This window comes from Nocardia brasiliensis IFM 10847 (assembly GCF_000710915.1).
GTDB lineage: Bacteria > Actinomycetota > Actinomycetes > Mycobacteriales > Mycobacteriaceae > Nocardia > Nocardia brasiliensis_A.
Map to the genome: position 1 here is coordinate 16,513 of NZ_BAUA01000208.1, position 14,528 is coordinate 31,040.

10 protein-coding genes are annotated in these 14,528 nt (G+C 68.2%); 3 read left to right on the forward strand and 7 right to left on the reverse strand.

The genetic code is table 11. The features are described from left to right. Both NBRGI_RS40970 and NBRGI_RS40975 read left to right on the forward strand, forming a co-directional pair. Nucleotides 1-5,928, forward strand: coding sequence for a type I polyketide synthase (locus tag NBRGI_RS40970; protein ID WP_029903403.1), 5,928 nt, complete (start codon nt 1-3; stop codon nt 5,926-5,928). A 3-nt stretch (nt 5,929-5,931) separates the two neighbouring features. Next, nucleotides 5,932-6,411: an acyl-CoA thioesterase gene (locus NBRGI_RS40975; RefSeq protein ID WP_029903405.1), complete on the forward strand. Its 480-nt coding sequence runs from the start codon at nt 5,932-5,934 to the stop codon at nt 6,409-6,411. Between the two features lie 32 nt (nt 6,412-6,443). Here the strand turns inward: NBRGI_RS40975 and NBRGI_RS40980 are convergent, their stop codons facing one another. From NBRGI_RS40980 to NBRGI_RS41005, 6 genes are all read right to left on the reverse strand, one after another. Further along, on the reverse strand, nt 6,444-7,142 hold the full coding sequence (locus tag NBRGI_RS40980) for a winged helix-turn-helix transcriptional regulator (protein WP_029903407.1): 699 nt from the start codon (nt 7,140-7,142) through the stop codon (nt 6,444-6,446). A 398-nt stretch (nt 7,143-7,540) separates the two neighbouring features. Beyond that, nucleotides 7,541-8,455 carry a homocysteine S-methyltransferase family protein gene (locus tag NBRGI_RS40985; protein ID WP_029903410.1) on the reverse strand — a complete coding sequence of 305 codons (915 nt, stop codon included), beginning with the start codon at nt 8,453-8,455 and terminating at the stop codon, nt 7,541-7,543. Beyond that, nucleotides 8,455-9,582 (reverse strand): trans-sulfuration enzyme family protein, encoded by a 1,128-nt coding sequence (locus tag NBRGI_RS40990; RefSeq protein WP_029903412.1) that lies wholly within the window; start codon nt 9,580-9,582, stop codon nt 8,455-8,457. Before NBRGI_RS40990 ends, NBRGI_RS40985 begins: the two co-directional genes overlap by 1 nt. A 5-nt stretch (nt 9,583-9,587) precedes the next feature. After that, nucleotides 9,588-10,460, reverse strand: coding sequence for a class I SAM-dependent methyltransferase (locus NBRGI_RS40995; protein WP_029903414.1), 873 nt, complete (start codon nt 10,458-10,460; stop codon nt 9,588-9,590). 13 nt (nt 10,461-10,473) lie between these two features. Further along, nucleotides 10,474-11,793 carry an aminotransferase class V-fold PLP-dependent enzyme gene (locus NBRGI_RS41000; protein WP_029903416.1) on the reverse strand — a complete coding sequence of 440 codons (1,320 nt, stop codon included), beginning with the start codon at nt 11,791-11,793 and terminating at the stop codon, nt 10,474-10,476. A 32-nt stretch (nt 11,794-11,825) separates the two neighbouring features. After that, nucleotides 11,826-12,524, reverse strand: coding sequence for a crotonobetainyl-CoA--carnitine CoA-transferase (locus NBRGI_RS41005; RefSeq protein WP_235211277.1), 699 nt, complete (start codon nt 12,522-12,524; stop codon nt 11,826-11,828). Nucleotides 12,525-12,590: 66 nt separating this feature from the next. Between NBRGI_RS41005 and NBRGI_RS41010 the strand changes: the two genes are divergently transcribed. Then, entirely contained in the window at nt 12,591-13,241 is a 651-nt protein-coding gene (locus NBRGI_RS41010) for a hypothetical protein (RefSeq protein ID WP_029903420.1), read from the forward strand. On the opposite strand, the gene NBRGI_RS41015 is transcribed toward NBRGI_RS41010, so the two are convergent. Then, complete coding sequence (locus NBRGI_RS41015) at nt 13,228-14,526, reverse strand: ABC1 kinase family protein (protein WP_029903423.1); 1,299 nt, start codon at nt 14,524-14,526, stop codon at nt 13,228-13,230. The two genes, NBRGI_RS41010 and NBRGI_RS41015, sit on opposite strands and share 14 nt — an antisense overlap. Nucleotides 14,527-14,528 lie beyond the last annotated feature (2 nt).

Here is a 14,528-nt window from a genome sequence, read left to right on the forward strand (position 1 = left end):
ATGCCTCGGTTAGCGATCGTAGGTATGGCGTGCCGGTTTCCCGACGCCGCGACTCCGGCTCAACTGTGGGACAACGTCCTTGCCCGCAGGCGCGCATTCCGGCCGATCCCGTCCGTCCGGTTGAACGCGGCCGACTACTACGCGAGTGATCCCGCGGCGGCGGACCGCCATTACGCGACGCATTCGGCGGTCATCGAAGGCTGGACCTTCGATCGAGCCAGGCATCGCGTCGCCGCAGGCACCTTTCGGGCCACCGACATCGTCCACTGGCTCGCCCTGGACACCGCCGCGGCGGCGCTGGACGACGCGGGCTTTCCCGCGGGAGAAGGCTTGGACCGCAAGCGGATCGGCGTGATCCTCGGAAATACGCTCACCGGCGACATGACCCGAGCTTCGACCATGCGACTGCGGTGGCCCTACGTCCGGCGCACCCTGGCCGGGGCACTGCAACGCAAGGGCTGGCCCGCAGCGGAGATCGCCGTCTTCCTCGACGACTACGAGGCGGACTACAAGGCGCCGTTTCCGGCGATCACCGAGGACAGCCTGGCCGGCGGCCTGGCGAACACGATCGCCGGGCGGATCTGCAACCACTTCGATTTCGGCGGCGGCGGTTTCACCATCGATGGCGCCTGCTCGTCGTCGCTGTTGTCGATCGCGCAGGCCGGTGACGCCCTGGGCGCCGGGCATATCGACGCCGCGGTCGTCGGCGGCGTCGACCTGTCCATCGACCCGTTCGAACTGGTCGGGTTCGCGAAGACCGGCGCGCTGTCGCGGTCGCAGATGCGCGTGTACGACGAGCGATCGAACGGCTTCTGGCCGGGTGAGGGGTGCGGGATCCTCGTGTTGCTGCGCGAGCAGGACGCGATCGCCCGGGGCGCGCGAATCTACGCGACGATCGCCGGCTGGGGTATTTCCTCCGACGGGCGCGGCGGCATCACCCGGCCCGAACGCAACGGACATCTACGGGCCATCGAACGCGCTTACCGGATGGCGGGATTCGGGATCGACACGGTCGACTATCTCGAAGGCCACGGCACCGGTACCGCGGTCGGCGACCGAACCGAGCTCGAGGTATTCAACACCGCCGTCGCCGCGCGGGATGCGGGCAGGCCACCGGTGGCGATCGGATCGATCAAGGCGAACATCGGTCACACGAAGGCGGCGGCCGGCGTCGCGGCGCTCATCAAGGCCGCCCTCGCCGTGCACCACGGCACCATTCCGCCGATCACCGGAACCGACCGGGCCCATCCGGTCCTCGCGAGTACCGGGAACCGACTCCGGCTCCCTGACCGAGCGCTCGAATGGCCTGGTGCGCAACAGCTTTCCGGGGACGCGTCGCCGACGGACCGCGACACCGTGCCGCCGCGCCGGGCCGGTGTCTCGTCGCTGGGTTTCGGCGGCAGCAACGCCCATGTCGTGCTGGAGAGCCGGGTGCCACCGCGCGCGCTGTCGCGCACAGCCGGTACTCGGCTGGCACGCAGCGCGCAGGACGCCGAGCTGTTCATCGTGTCCGCGGCGACACCGCTGGAGCTGGCGGACAAGCTGCGCGCGGCCGCCGCACTCGCCGCGCGATGTTCGTTCGCCGAACTCGGTGATCTCGCCGCCGAACTGACCCGGGTCGACTCCCGGCTGCCGAGCAAGGCGGCGGTGGTCGCCGCCGACCAAAAGCAAGGCGCGGACCGGTTGACCGAACTGGCCGACGCCCTCGCCGCCGGTGAACGGCACCGGTTCGCGCCGGGCACCGGCCAATTCCTCGGCGCGGACCTCGGTTCCGCGCCGCGCATCGGCCTGATGTTTCCGGGGCAGGGTGCGCCGGGGCACGGTGACGGCGGCCGGCCCGCACGCCGTTTCGCGGGCATCGCCGACCTGTACCGACAGGTCGGCGTGCACGCCGAAGGCGAAGCCACCCAGGACGCGCAGCCGCGCATCGTGACGGCCTCGCTCGCCGGACTGCGGGTGCTCGATGCCGCCGGCGTGCACGTCGTCGGCTGCGTCGGGCACAGCTTGGGGGAACTGACCGGGCTCTACTGGGCGGGCGTGTTCGACGAAACCGAACTGGTGCGCGTCGCGGCGTTTCGCGGCCAGGCGATGCAGGCCGCCGCCATCGACGAGCCCGGCACCATGGCAACGATTTTCGCGGCCGCCGATCATGTCGCGCCGCTGCTGCACGACAGCCCCGTGGTGATCGCCGGATACAACAGTCCGAAACACACGGTGGTCGCGGGCCCGGCCAAAGCCGTCGACGCGGTGCTGGTGAGCGCGCGCGCCGCCGGCCTGCGCGGCCACGGGCTGCGGGTCTCGCACGCGTTCCACTCGCCGCTGGTCGCGCCGGCCGCGCACGCCTTCCGCCACTACCTCGACGAACTCGAACTCGGCGATATCAAACGATCCGGCTTGTTCTCGACCGTCACCGCCGGTCCGCTGGAGGCCGGCTGCGCCGTGGCCGATCTGCTCGAACGCCAGGTGCACGCACCGGTCCGGTTCGCCGACGCGTTGTCCCAACTCGCGCAGACCTGCGATCTGCTCGTCGAGGTCGGTCCGGGTTCGACGCTGTCGGCCCTGGCGGCCGAGGTCTGTCCCGGAGTACCCACGCTCGCAATGGAAACCGACGGCGATTCCGTCGCCGGGATCCTGCGCACGCTCGCCGCGTGCTATGTCCTGGGCGCCCGGCCCGATCTGGACGGATTCGCCGCCGAACGTTTCACCCGCTCGCTCCCGCTCGACAAACAGTTCGTCTTCCTCGAAAGCCCTTGCGAGCAAGCACCGAACGACTCGTTCCTCGCCCAGGCACGGTCCGCAGCGCACGCGGAAGTCGCACCGGCCGTTGCCGAACAAGCCGACCCGGTAGCGGTCGAGGACACCTCGACCTTGCAGACGCTGCGGCGGTTGATCGCCGAGCGCGTCGAACTCCCGGTCGAAGGCATCACCCCCGAGACCCACCCGCTCGACGATCTCCACCTGAGCAGCATCACCATCACCCAATTGGTCGCGGACGCACTGCAATTGCTCGGCACCGAGATCCCGGAACCGACCACCAACGTCGCCACCGCGACGATCGCCGAACTCGCCGAGGCGATCGACGATATCGTGCACGCGGCGCGCGACGATGCGCCGCCGAAACCGGCCGACGATCTGACCGGTGTCGATATCTGGGTGCGGCCGTTCACCATTGATCTGGTCGCCGCCTCGGTGCCGACCGCCTTCCGTGGCGACGAGCCGGGCCAGTGGCGGGTGTTCGCACCACCGGACGACGAACTCACCGCCGCCCTCCGGCACCGGCTCGACACCGCCCGCCTCGGCGACGGTGTGCTGCTCCGGCTCGGCGCGGCGACTGCGGAATCGACCCAGATCGCCATCGACAGAATGCTTTCCGCGGCGCGCGCCGCGATCGACACCGGCTCTCGCCTGGTGGTCGTGGACGACGAGGGCCGCGATGCGGCCGCGCTGGCCAAGACGGTGCATCTGGAAGCGCCTGCGGTACGCACGACCGTCGTCCATCTGGCCGCTGGTCTGGCTCCCGCGGACGGCGCGCGGCTGATCTGCGCCGATATCGGCGCGACCACCGCCTTCCGGGAAGTCCACTACGACCGGGCGGGCACCCGGACCGAGCCGGTCCTGCGTGAGCTGCCGATGGTCGGTGCTCGCCTGCCGCTCGGCGCGAGCGACGTGGTCGCAGTGACCGGCGGGGTGCGCGGTATCGCCATCGAATGCGCTGTCGCGCTCGCCAGGCAGACCGGGTGCGTGCTCGCGGTCATCGCGCGTACCCCCGCAGACGATCCCGATATCGCCGCGAATATGGTTCGACTGCGCGAATCCGGCTTGACCGCACACTATTACACCGCCGACGTCACCGACCGGAGCCAGGTCGCCGACGCGACCGCCACGATTCGACGCGAACTCGGTGCGATCACCGGCATTCTGCACGGCGCCGGCATCAACATTCCCGCGGCGATCGGATCATTGACCGAGGACCAGATGGCGCGAACCATCGCACCCAAGGTCGACGGCCTGCACAACCTGCTCGAAGCGCTGCACCCGGCCGAACTCCGGCTGGTGGTCGGCTTCGGCAGCATCATCGGCCGGGCCGGCCTGCGCGGTGAGGCGCACTACGCGATCGCCAACGATTGGTTGCGCTCGGCCATCGATACCCTCGCGGGCGAACTGCCGGACTGCCGGTGCGTCACCATCGAGTGGTCGGTCTGGGCGGGAACCGGGATGGGGGAACGGCTCGGCGTGCTGGATTCGCTGGTCCGCGAGGGTATCGAGCCGATTCCGACCGACGTCGGCGTCGAACTCATGCTGGACCTGCTGCGCACTCCGGCTTGCCCGAGCAGTGTGGTGGTGATCGGTAGGACCGGCGGCTTGCCGACGATCCGGTTCGACGAGATCGAACTGCCGCTGCTGCGGTTCCTGGAACGTCCGCGCCTGCATGTCCCCCGGATCGAATTGCTCGCCGACGCGGATATTTCGACGGCGACCGACCCCTATCTCACCGATCATCAATTCTCCCGCGACGCACTGTTCCCCGCAGTGCTGGGCATGGAGGCGATGGCGCAGGCCGCCACCGCGCTGTTCGGCGAACAGCATCCGGTGCAGCTGCACGATCTCGAATTCCTCCGGCCGATCGTCGCGGCACCGGACCGCGTCACCACCATCCGGGTCGCCGCCCTGCGCTCGGGCGACACCGTCCGGGTGGCCATCCGGTCGAGCACCACCGCATTTCAGCTCGACCATTTCCGCGGCGTTTGCCGACAGGCCCGGCAGCGCAACGACATTGCCGTCGAGGCGACTCCGGTCATTCCGGCTGCGGCGACCGAGCCGCTGCAGCGACTGGTCGAATTCGCGCACACCGCGAGAACGGCGACCGCCGGCCTGGGGATGGCCGTCGACACCGACTTCTACGACCGGATCATGTTCCACGGCCCGATGTTCCGGTCCGTCGAGGATTATCATCATCTATCCGCTCGACAATGCGTAGCCCGGATTCGTGTCCGCGACGAGCGCTGGTTCTCGCCGATGCTGCCGGGTTCGCTCGTGCTGGACGATCCGGCAGCGCGCGACGCGTTCATGCATGCCATTCAAGTCTGTGTGCCCGATTCGACCCTGCTGCCGTCGAAAGTGGCACGGGTGCTGTCGTTACCGGTGGCGCCCGACGTCCGGACCGTCGTCTTGGCCGCGCGCGAACGGTCCCACGAACAATCGACGTATATCTACGACGTCGTCGTGCACGACGAGAACGGCGCGGTCGTCGCGATCTGGGAGGCGCTGGAACTCACTGCGGTCGCGCCTATTACGTCACCGTCCGGGTGGACACCCGAATTGCTCGGTCCGCACCTGCAGCGGCGTCTCGAAACCCTACTGCCCCGGCCTGTCCAGTTGGCGATCGTCCGGGATCAGCCGCGGCCTGTCGCCGACGACGACACCGACCCGCGGATTCCGAACCGCCGTGTCGCCACCCGCCGCGCGCTGGCCGCCGCGCTCGGACGAGCGGCGGTCCTGCGGCACCGCCCCGACGGGCGGCCGGAGATACCGGACGGATACGCGAGCTTCTCGCACGGCGCCGGACTCACCGTCGCCGTGGTCGCCGCCTGCCCCGTCGGCTGTGACATCGAACCGGTCCAGGCGCGCACACCGGCGCAATGGACCGGCCTGCTGGGCAATTCGGGCGTCTCGCTCGCCCAGCTGTGCGCCCGTGCCACGGGTCAGTCCTTCGACACCGCCGCGACCCGGGTGTGGAGCGCGCGTGAGGCCGTCACGAAACTCGGCGTCACGGTCAGCAGGGCGCGATTGACCCTGGACAACCGGTCCGCGGCCGACGGGTGGCTGGCGTTGCGGCACGGCACCGATGTCATCTGGTCGTTCAGCACCACCCTGGCGTTACCGGCATTCCAGCAATCGATTGTGTTCTCGGTGACCGAGAAAGGTTGATACGTGCGCGCTTACGAGATCTCCCACATCGTCGGCTTCGAGGAGACCAACCTCGTCGGCAACGTCTACTTCGTGCACTATTTCCGCTGGCAAGGCCGCTGCCGGGAAATGTTCCTGATGGAGCACGCGCCGGACGTGCTCGACGAAATCAACCGGGACCTCAAGCTTTTCACGATCAGATGCGAATGCGAATACTTCGCCGAACTGACCGCGTTCCAACACCTCACCATCCGGATGACCTTGGTAGACCTCACCCAGACACAGATCGAGTTCGAATTCGCCTACCTCGACATCGACGACCAGAGCGCGGTCGAGCACCTGGTGGCCCGGGGCCGGCAACGGGTGGCGTGCATGCGCGACAACGGAACTCGGGTCGAGCCGACCCGGGTGCCGGAAAGCCTGCGGCGCGCACTCGAGCCCTACGCCGAATCCGATCACCTGAGAAGCGGCGTGCGCGTCCCGGCCGGTCGCCGCGCCGACTGAGTCATGACCGGTCGGTCGCGCGCGGAACGCGGTCAGGATACGTCGGCGTGGGCCTCGGCCGGCTGCGCCTTCGAGGTGAGCTCGAGGTCGAGCAGGCGCAGGCAGCGCGTCAACGAGGTGGTATCGCCGCTGACCGTCAGGTTGCCGGACAGCATCGCGTCGAGGATGCCGATCTGCTCGGTGCCGATCCGGATGAACGTCTCCGGATCGCAGGTGACGACGAGCGCCGGTTCGTCCGGCGGGGTTCCGTCGACGACGCGAGCCGCGTGGTCTTCGCACCGCACGTGGAACACCTCGTCACCGATCCGGAACTCGTACGCCTCGTCGACCTCGGGCGGCGGCCCGACCGAGATCATCGCTTCCAAGGCCAAGCGTCCCCACTCGGAGCGGACGAGCCCGTCCTGCTCGTAGGAGGAGATGTGCGTGAGACCCCACGACGCCAATCCGATGATCACCGGCCGGAGCGCTTCGCCGCTGGCCGTCAGCCGATACTGGACACCGCGGCCGTCGCCGGACACCGGCTCGCGCTGGATGACCCCGTGTTCGGTGAGCATCTGCAACCGCGCGGCGAGCAGGTTCGGCCCGATGCCGACCAAGGTCTCTTCGAGCAACTGGTTGTATCGCTTCGGACCTGTCGTGAGATCGCGGATTATCAGCAGGGTCCAGCGCTCGCCGACCAAGTCGAGCGCGGCCGCTACTGCGCACATCTGCGCGTAGCGCTTCGTTCCCATGTGGGCACCTCGGGTCTCGGGTCACTACAACTTACTAGTGACATAGATACTACGTTAAGTGTTTCCCTTCGGTAGCTGTGGCCGACCCGCCGACCGCCAGTACCTTCCGAGCTAACGGTGTGGCAACGGCGGTGCCGGACCGGTCCGCAGGCTGTGCCCCGAGAACTGATCCATCCGGAAATAACACTTCGACGCGGGGGCGGGAGCGTGAGCGGCCGATCGGCCCGCGGCCGCATCGGCCCCTGGCCGTAGCCGTCCACCGGCTGCCGGACGGTCGCCCGACAGCCCACAGCACATCTCCCCCACAAAAATATCTTAATATATAGTTATCCCTGCTAAGCCTACGCCTCGGAAGGGGCTGCGGCCACTCGGGCCGAGATCGCCGTCGAACCGGGATCTCACGTCGCGACAGCCGCGCTCAGCAGGCCTTTCGCCGCCGCGAGGTGCGCGGGCGAGGTGCCACAGCAGCCGCCGACGATGTCCAGCCCGTAGTCGGTGCACCACCGCGCGACCAGTTCGGCGTACTCGTCGGGTGACAACGCCGCGGGCAAAGCGCGATCGACGTGTTCGTAGGGCGGCAGGCCGGTCCGGTCCTCGATATTCGGATAAACCCCGATCAGTCCAGCCCGCCCGCGGCACAGCACCCGCAGCGCGACTTCCGTGCCGTGCGGTGAACTGCAGTTGATGAGCACGGCCTCGGCGCCGTCGCGCTGTACCGCGTGTACCGCGCCGGTCAACGGCTCCCCCGACAGCAACGTCGCATCGTCGGCGCAGACGAACGACACCCAGGCCCGCCCGCCCGCGGCGAGCACCTGCGCCAGCGCGATCCGGGCTTCGCGGATGGTGTTCATCGTCTCGATCAGGAACAGGTCCACCCCGGCCCGCGAGAGCTCACGCACCAGCCAGCCGTGCTCGGCGCGCAGTTCCTCGTCGGAGGGCACCAGGTCAGGTCGATAACAATCCTCGACCGGTCCGATCGAGCCCGCGATGCGCGCCTCGGGCACGCGGGCATGTTTGCGGGCGGCCCCGGCCACCCCGACGGCCGCGTGCACCATCCAGGCCCGGCCCGCGTCGTCGAGCTTGGTCCGGCTCAGCGCGCGCAGGTTCGCCCGGAAGGTGTTCGCGGTGATCACCTGGGCGCCGGCGGCGAGATACGCCTCGTGCACCGATTGCAGCACGCCTCGGTTCGCATCGGTGAGCATGGCCCGCGCCGTCCACCACGGCGGGCGCACCGACAATCCGGCGCGTTGCAGCTCGGTCGCACTGCCCCCGTCGAGCAGCACGACCCCTTGGCCAGCATAGGAATTCGTCATCAGTCACCCTCCAGCGCAGTCGTCAGATCCTCGACCAGATCGGCCGGGTCTTCGATCCCGATCGAAAGCCGAATCAGGTCGTCGGTGATGCCGGCCGCGTGCCTGGTGGCCCGCGGTATCGGTCGGTGCGTCATCAACGCCGGGCACTCGATCAGTGAGCGCACCCCACCGAGACTCACCGCGCAGGCGAACAGTTGCGTGCGCGCCATCAGCTTCTCGGGATCGCCGCGGTAGCGGAAGCTCACGATCGAACCCGGTCCCGACATCTGCCGGGTGGCCAGCCGATACCCGGGATGCGACGGCAGGCCGGGATAGCACACCTCGCGGACAGCGGGATGGCTGCACAGCTCCTCGGCGATCGAGCGCGCGGTCGCGGTCTGGCGACTCACCCGCAGGGACAGCGTTTTCACGCCGCGGTGCACCAGATAGCAGTCCAGACCGCCGGATACGGCACCGGTCACCGTCCGATGTTCGACGAATCGGGCATGCAGCGCTTCGTCGCCGCACACCAGCGCACCACCGAGCACGTCGGCGTGCCCCGCGATGAATTTGGTTGTGCTGTAGAGGCTTACATCAGCGCCCAGATCCAATGGACGCTGCAGGGCCGGGCTCGCGAACGTGTTGTCGACGACCACCATCGCGCCCCGCGCATGGGCCCGCCGGCTGACCTCGACCACATCGGTGATCTTCAGCAAAGGGTTGCTCGGCGTCTCCACCCACACCATCGCGGTGTCGGTCGCCAGCGCCCGCCGCACCTCGCCCGGATCGGTCAGATCCACATAGTCGACCCGGATGCCGAATCGCCCCAAGGTCGAGAACAACGCGTAGGTGCCGCCGTACACATCGTCGGACGACACCAGACGCTGCCCCGGCGACAGCACGGACAACGCCGTGGTCGCGGCCGCCTGCCCCGAAGAGAAGGACGCGCAGAACCGTGCGTCCTCCAGTGCGGCCAGACATTCCTCCAAGGCTTCCCTGGTCGGGTTCTCGCCGCGAGAATAGAACAGCCGCAACGGTTCCTGCGCGAAGCGATCGTAGGTGGTGGCGACATGGATCGGCGCCACGATGTCACCGGTGCCGGGCGCGGGCCGCTGCCCGCTGTGCACGAGCCGGGTGTCGAAGCGCATGACGATCAGCCGATCGGCGCGGCGGCCCGCACCAGCAGGGCCTTGCTCGGCAGGGCGATCTCGCCCGCGGACGTGCGATACGGCTCGACGGCCGCGCCCACCGCGGTCCAGGTCTGCGGATCGTCGGCACTGCCGAACTTCTCCCGCAGCATGGTCTTCAGGCCGGGCGGACTGACCACCTTGCTGAATTCGATGTAGTGCTGCGGGGATTCGAGCACGAACGGAACCCGGAACGGGGTCACTTCGACATCGGTGAAACCGGCCTTCGTCACTTCGGCGGCGAGCGCTTCCGGGTCGCCCATGCTGAACGGCCCCGGCGTCCCCGGTGGTGCGGGCGGCAGCTCGAGCCGTCGACTGAGGACTTGGAAGGCGAGGGACATCATGGGCACGTCCGACCCCGGAACCGCCCACACGGCGGCGGCGAACCGCCCGCCGGGCACCAGCACCCGCGCCAGCGCCCGGAACGTCTCGACGTGATCGACCGCGAACATCAGGCCCCATCGGCTGAGCACGACGTCGAACGACGCGGCGGGGAATTCCAGCGATTCGACGTCGCCGACAGCGAATTCGATATTGTCCAGACCGCGCGCCCGCTCCCGAGCCCGGCTGATCATCTCCGGCGCGAGGTCGATGCCGACCACCGCGCCGGCCGAGCCGACGACGGCGGCGGCCGACAGCGCCGGTTCTCCGGTGCCGGTGCCGATGTCGAGGACCCGGTGACCCGGCCGCACTCCGGCGAGTTCGAGCAGTCGCGCGGTCACCGGCGCGCCGCCTCTTTCGAAGTCGGCCGCACAGGACACCCAGCCGTCGCTGATCGCGTTCCAGTTGGCTCGTTGCGTCCGTTTGAAACTCACCGGATCGAAATCGGCAGTGGTCATGACACCTGTCCCGTCAGTTCTGGTGCGGGGTGGACGGATCGATCGCCAGGAACCGTTCAGTGGGGTGCTCGTGGGTCCAGAAACCGGGCCGCACGGTCGTCAGTGCGCGCCGGACCAGATCTATTTCGGCTTCGGTGTTGTAGACCGCGAACGACAGGCGAACCGTGCCGACTTCACCGAAGCTGTCGAGGAATACGTTGGCGCAGTGCACGCCGCTGCGCACCGCCACACCATGCGCATCCAGGTGGCCGCCGACGTCGTAGGGGTGGACACCGTCGACGACGAACGAGACGATCCCACTCGGCTGGGCCGCCGGGTCGCCCAGAATGCGCACGCGCGCAACGCTTTCCAGTGCCTCGACGGCGGTGTGCACCAGCAGGTCGTCGTGCCGCTGGACGTCGTCCCAACCGAGACGCTCGACATAGGCGAACGCCGCGGCCAGTCCGATCGCGCCCGCGATGTGCGGCGTGCCGGCTTCGAGCCGGGCCGGCACCGGAACATAGGCGACCGGCTCGTCGAACGTCACTCCCTTCACGGTGCCGCCGCCCACTTGATACGGCGCCAGTCGCGACAACAGCTCGCGCTTGCCGTACAGCACGCCGATACCCATCGGACCGTAGATCTTGTGTCCGGAGAAGCAATAGAAGTCGGCGCCGAGGTCGCGGACATCCACCGGCCGGTGCGGCACCTCCTGGGCGCCGTCGACGAGCACCGGAATGCCCTGCCGATGCGCCGCGCCGATCATGTCCCGGACCGGGTTGACCGTGCCGAGCACATTGGACACCTGCGCGACCGCGGCCAACTTGACCCGGGGCCCGAGCGCTGCGACGAACCGGTCGAGCGCCACCCGTCCCCCGGCGCCGACCGGAACGACGACCAGCTCGGCGCCGCTGGTCTCGCACAGCCTGCGCCACGGCAACATGTTGGAGTTGTGTTCCATTCCGGTGACGACGATCTGGTCGTCGGCGGTCACGGTGGACCGGCCGAAGGTATCGGCGAGAAGGTTGACCGCCGCGGTCGTGCCGGGGGTGAAGACTACTTCGTCGGGGTGCTCGGCGTTGATCGCCTGCCGAATGGTCTCGCGTGCCGCTTCATAGGCATCGGTGGCCGCCATGCTGAGCTGGTAGTAGCCCCTACCGATATTGCTGTTGACACCGGAGTAATAGTCCACGAGCGCGTCGAGCACGGCGCGCGGTTTCTGAGTGGTCGCCGCATTGTCCAGGTACACCAACGGATTCGGGCCGAAACGCCGCTCCAGGATGGGAAAGTCGCGCCGGACGGACTCCCCCAGAGTCGAAGAGCTGATCTTCCCATTACTCACCAGATCAGTCATTAGATAACCATATCTAAATGAAGTTAGTTTGCCTAGAGCTGGAACAGTTTCCGGAACTCGGTCAGATAGCGGCGCGGGAACTGGAACACCTTCTGCGGCGGATACCGGCGTTCGTCCGCATAGGGGCCGAAGAAGTACCAGCAGATCTGGGCCACCTGCTCGGTGAACAGCACCGGATGAACGCTCGCGGAGTACATCCCCATATGACAGAAGGCCGCCCCGAACTCACCGCGCGCCGAGAACCCGTGCCCGGACATCACATGCCCGAAGACGTCGTGCACGACCCGGAACACGTCGTTGTGGCAGAGCTCGATCCCCTCGACCACGATGCCGGAGGATTCCAGCAGCGGATGGAACTCCTCGTCCGGGCCAGGCCCGTGCCCGGCACTCGTCAGATAAACGTAAAGCTCACCCCGCGTGCGCACGGACGCTCGCAGCTCGGCCGAACTCCGGTAGGGCTGCCCGGGCGCCAGCCAGGGCCGCACCGCGATGCCCGCGTCGGCCACCACCGCGTACTGCTGCAGGTTCTCCCGCTTGAACCGGTCGTAGCGCCGGGCGAGCGGCGGGTCGTAGGCCAGCCGCGGCGCCTGATCGAAATACGCGGCCACCCGGCGGCAGTAGTCCTCGTCCCAGTCGAGCGTGCACGCCGCCGAGGCGGCGAGCGCTCCCCCGTCGACGGGCAGGTGATGATCGACGTACGCCTGCGCAAGATCGGCCAGTTCCGCTGCCATCACCATCACCCCTGATTCACAATATATTCTTGAAGTTAGATCGACGCCAGGTCAGGAGAGACCGAGATGACCTACTGCGAATCCGTACCCGTCGCCAAGACACTGCGCGCGCCCACCGGCTATCTGTGCGGGCTCACCTGGGACGGCTCGATGCTGTGGCATTCCGACCAAGACGCGAAAGCGATCTACGCCCTCGACCCGAACGACGGCACGGTCGCTCGTTCGTGGCCCTGCGCCCGGGTCCGGGCGGACCTCGCCTACGACGGCGCCCGGCTGCTCCAGGTCGGCGGGCACCCCAAACGGCTCGTGCTCATCGATCCGGACACCGGCGAAGCCGTCGGCGAGAAAGCGGTACTGCCCTCCAGTGGCAGGCTGACCGGAATCGAGTTCGGCCCCGAGGGACTGTGGCTGTGCTTGCGTGGGCCGACCGTGGTGCAACTGCGGAACTACGCGACCATGGAGATCGAACGCGAGTACCCGACGGGTGGCGAATCCCCTTCGGGCCTCACGTATGTCGACGGCATGGTGTTGCACGGCGACTTCGGCGACGCGCTGGTGCGCGCGCTCGACGCGCGCACCGGCGCGGCGCTCGGTTCGTTCCGTGTCCCGGGCCATCCGACCGGAATGACCTGGGACGGAAGCCATCTCTGGTATTGCGACTTCCCCGCACGCGCGCTGCGTGCCGTCGCACTCGACTCCGTGCTCAATCGAGCGTAGAACGGCCGCCTTCGGTACCGAACAGGCCGCGCATCAGCTGCGGCTTGGCCGCCTCCTGAAAATCCATGTCCGGATCGAGATCCCGGATGGTCCCCTCGATCACCAGCAACGACAGCAGCGGGAAGATCAGCTCGGACGCGGCGTTGATGCCGAAACGGCGTTGCAGGTCGAACATCTCCATGGCGAAGGCGATCAGGCTGAATTCGCTGGCCGCCTGGCCATGGCTGCGTTCGACCAGGTCTGCCATCCGCACCGTGAACCCCTCGAGATCGGCGTCGGCGGCGATATGTGCCGCACTCTGGATCACGATCTCGGCGGCATGGTGTCCGCGTCCGATCGCCATGTTCATGAAGAACTCGGCGAACAGGCGCCGCAGGCGATCGGTGAGCTGGACGCTGAAGCCCGCGTCGAGCACCACCACCTGGGCGCTGCGGGTGAAGTAGAGATTGCCGGGATGCATGTCGCAGTGCACGAATCCGTCGACGAAGAGCATCTGGTACATCGCGGCCATGCCCGAGGCCGCGAAGCGCCGGCGAGCCGCCGGGGAACAGTACTCGGCCGTGTCCACCACCAGGCCCGGGATGAACTCCATCACGATGCAGCGGGGACGGCAGGCCTCGGGGTAGACCTTCGGCACCCAGACCCGCGGCACCTCGGAGAGGTTCTTGCGCAACCGCCGCAGATTGTCGGCCTCGCGCTCGAAGTCGAGCTGGCCCAGGATGGCGTCGGCCATATTCGCGACGACTTCCGTCACCGGAACGCCGCGAAAAATCGGTAGTCGCGCGATGACGGCCGCACCGCCGCGGATCAGCGCGAGATCGGCGGACATGGTCTGCTCGATACCGGGCCTGCGCAGTTTGACCGCGACATCCTGGCCGGAGCGCAAACGCGCCCGATACACCGAGGCCACGCTGCCGGAGGCGACCGGCCGGGTATCGAGCGAGGCGAAAACGTCGTCCACCTCCGCGCCATAGGCCTCGGTCAACGCGACCGCGGTGTGCGTCGCGTCCAGTGGCGCAACGGAATCCTGCAGCAGCGACAGCTCATCACACAGCGCGGGCGGCAACAGGTCGCGGCGGGTGCCGAGCACCTGGCCCGCTTTGACGAAGGTCGGCCCGAGCACCATCAACAGCGCGACGAGCCGCCGATAGACGTGGCGCCGGCCGGACTCGGGTCCGTACCGCAACCGGCGGATCAAGCCACCCGGTATCGCGGGGACGGCCACCGCGACAACGGTGCCGGCGACGCGCATTGCCCGCAGCGTGAGCGCGAATCCTGCTCGCATAT

What these genes read in the sequence shown, in the direction of transcription:
- NBRGI_RS41000 (WP_029903416.1), bottom strand. Translation starts at nt 11,793, where the DNA reads ATGACTGATCTGGTGAGTAATGGGAAGATCAGCTCTTCGACTCTGGGG.
- NBRGI_RS41015 (WP_029903423.1), bottom strand. Translation starts at nt 14,526, where the DNA reads ATGCGAGCAGGATTCGCGCTCACGCTGCGGGCAATGCGCGTCGCCGGC.
- NBRGI_RS41005 (WP_235211277.1), bottom strand. Translation starts at nt 12,524, where the DNA reads ATGGCAGCGGAACTGGCCGATCTTGCGCAGGCGTACGTCGATCATCAC.
- NBRGI_RS40990 (WP_029903412.1), bottom strand. Translation starts at nt 9,582, where the DNA reads ATGCGCTTCGACACCCGGCTCGTGCACAGCGGGCAGCGGCCCGCGCCC.
- NBRGI_RS40995 (WP_029903414.1), bottom strand. Translation starts at nt 10,460, where the DNA reads ATGACCACTGCCGATTTCGATCCGGTGAGTTTCAAACGGACGCAACGA.
- NBRGI_RS40970 (WP_029903403.1), top strand. Translation starts at nt 1, where the DNA reads ATGCCTCGGTTAGCGATCGTAGGTATGGCGTGCCGGTTTCCCGACGCC.
- NBRGI_RS40985 (WP_029903410.1), bottom strand. Translation starts at nt 8,455, where the DNA reads ATGACGAATTCCTATGCTGGCCAAGGGGTCGTGCTGCTCGACGGGGGC.
- NBRGI_RS40980 (WP_029903407.1), bottom strand. Translation starts at nt 7,142, where the DNA reads ATGGGAACGAAGCGCTACGCGCAGATGTGCGCAGTAGCGGCCGCGCTC.
- NBRGI_RS41010 (WP_029903420.1), top strand. Translation starts at nt 12,591, where the DNA reads ATGACCTACTGCGAATCCGTACCCGTCGCCAAGACACTGCGCGCGCCC.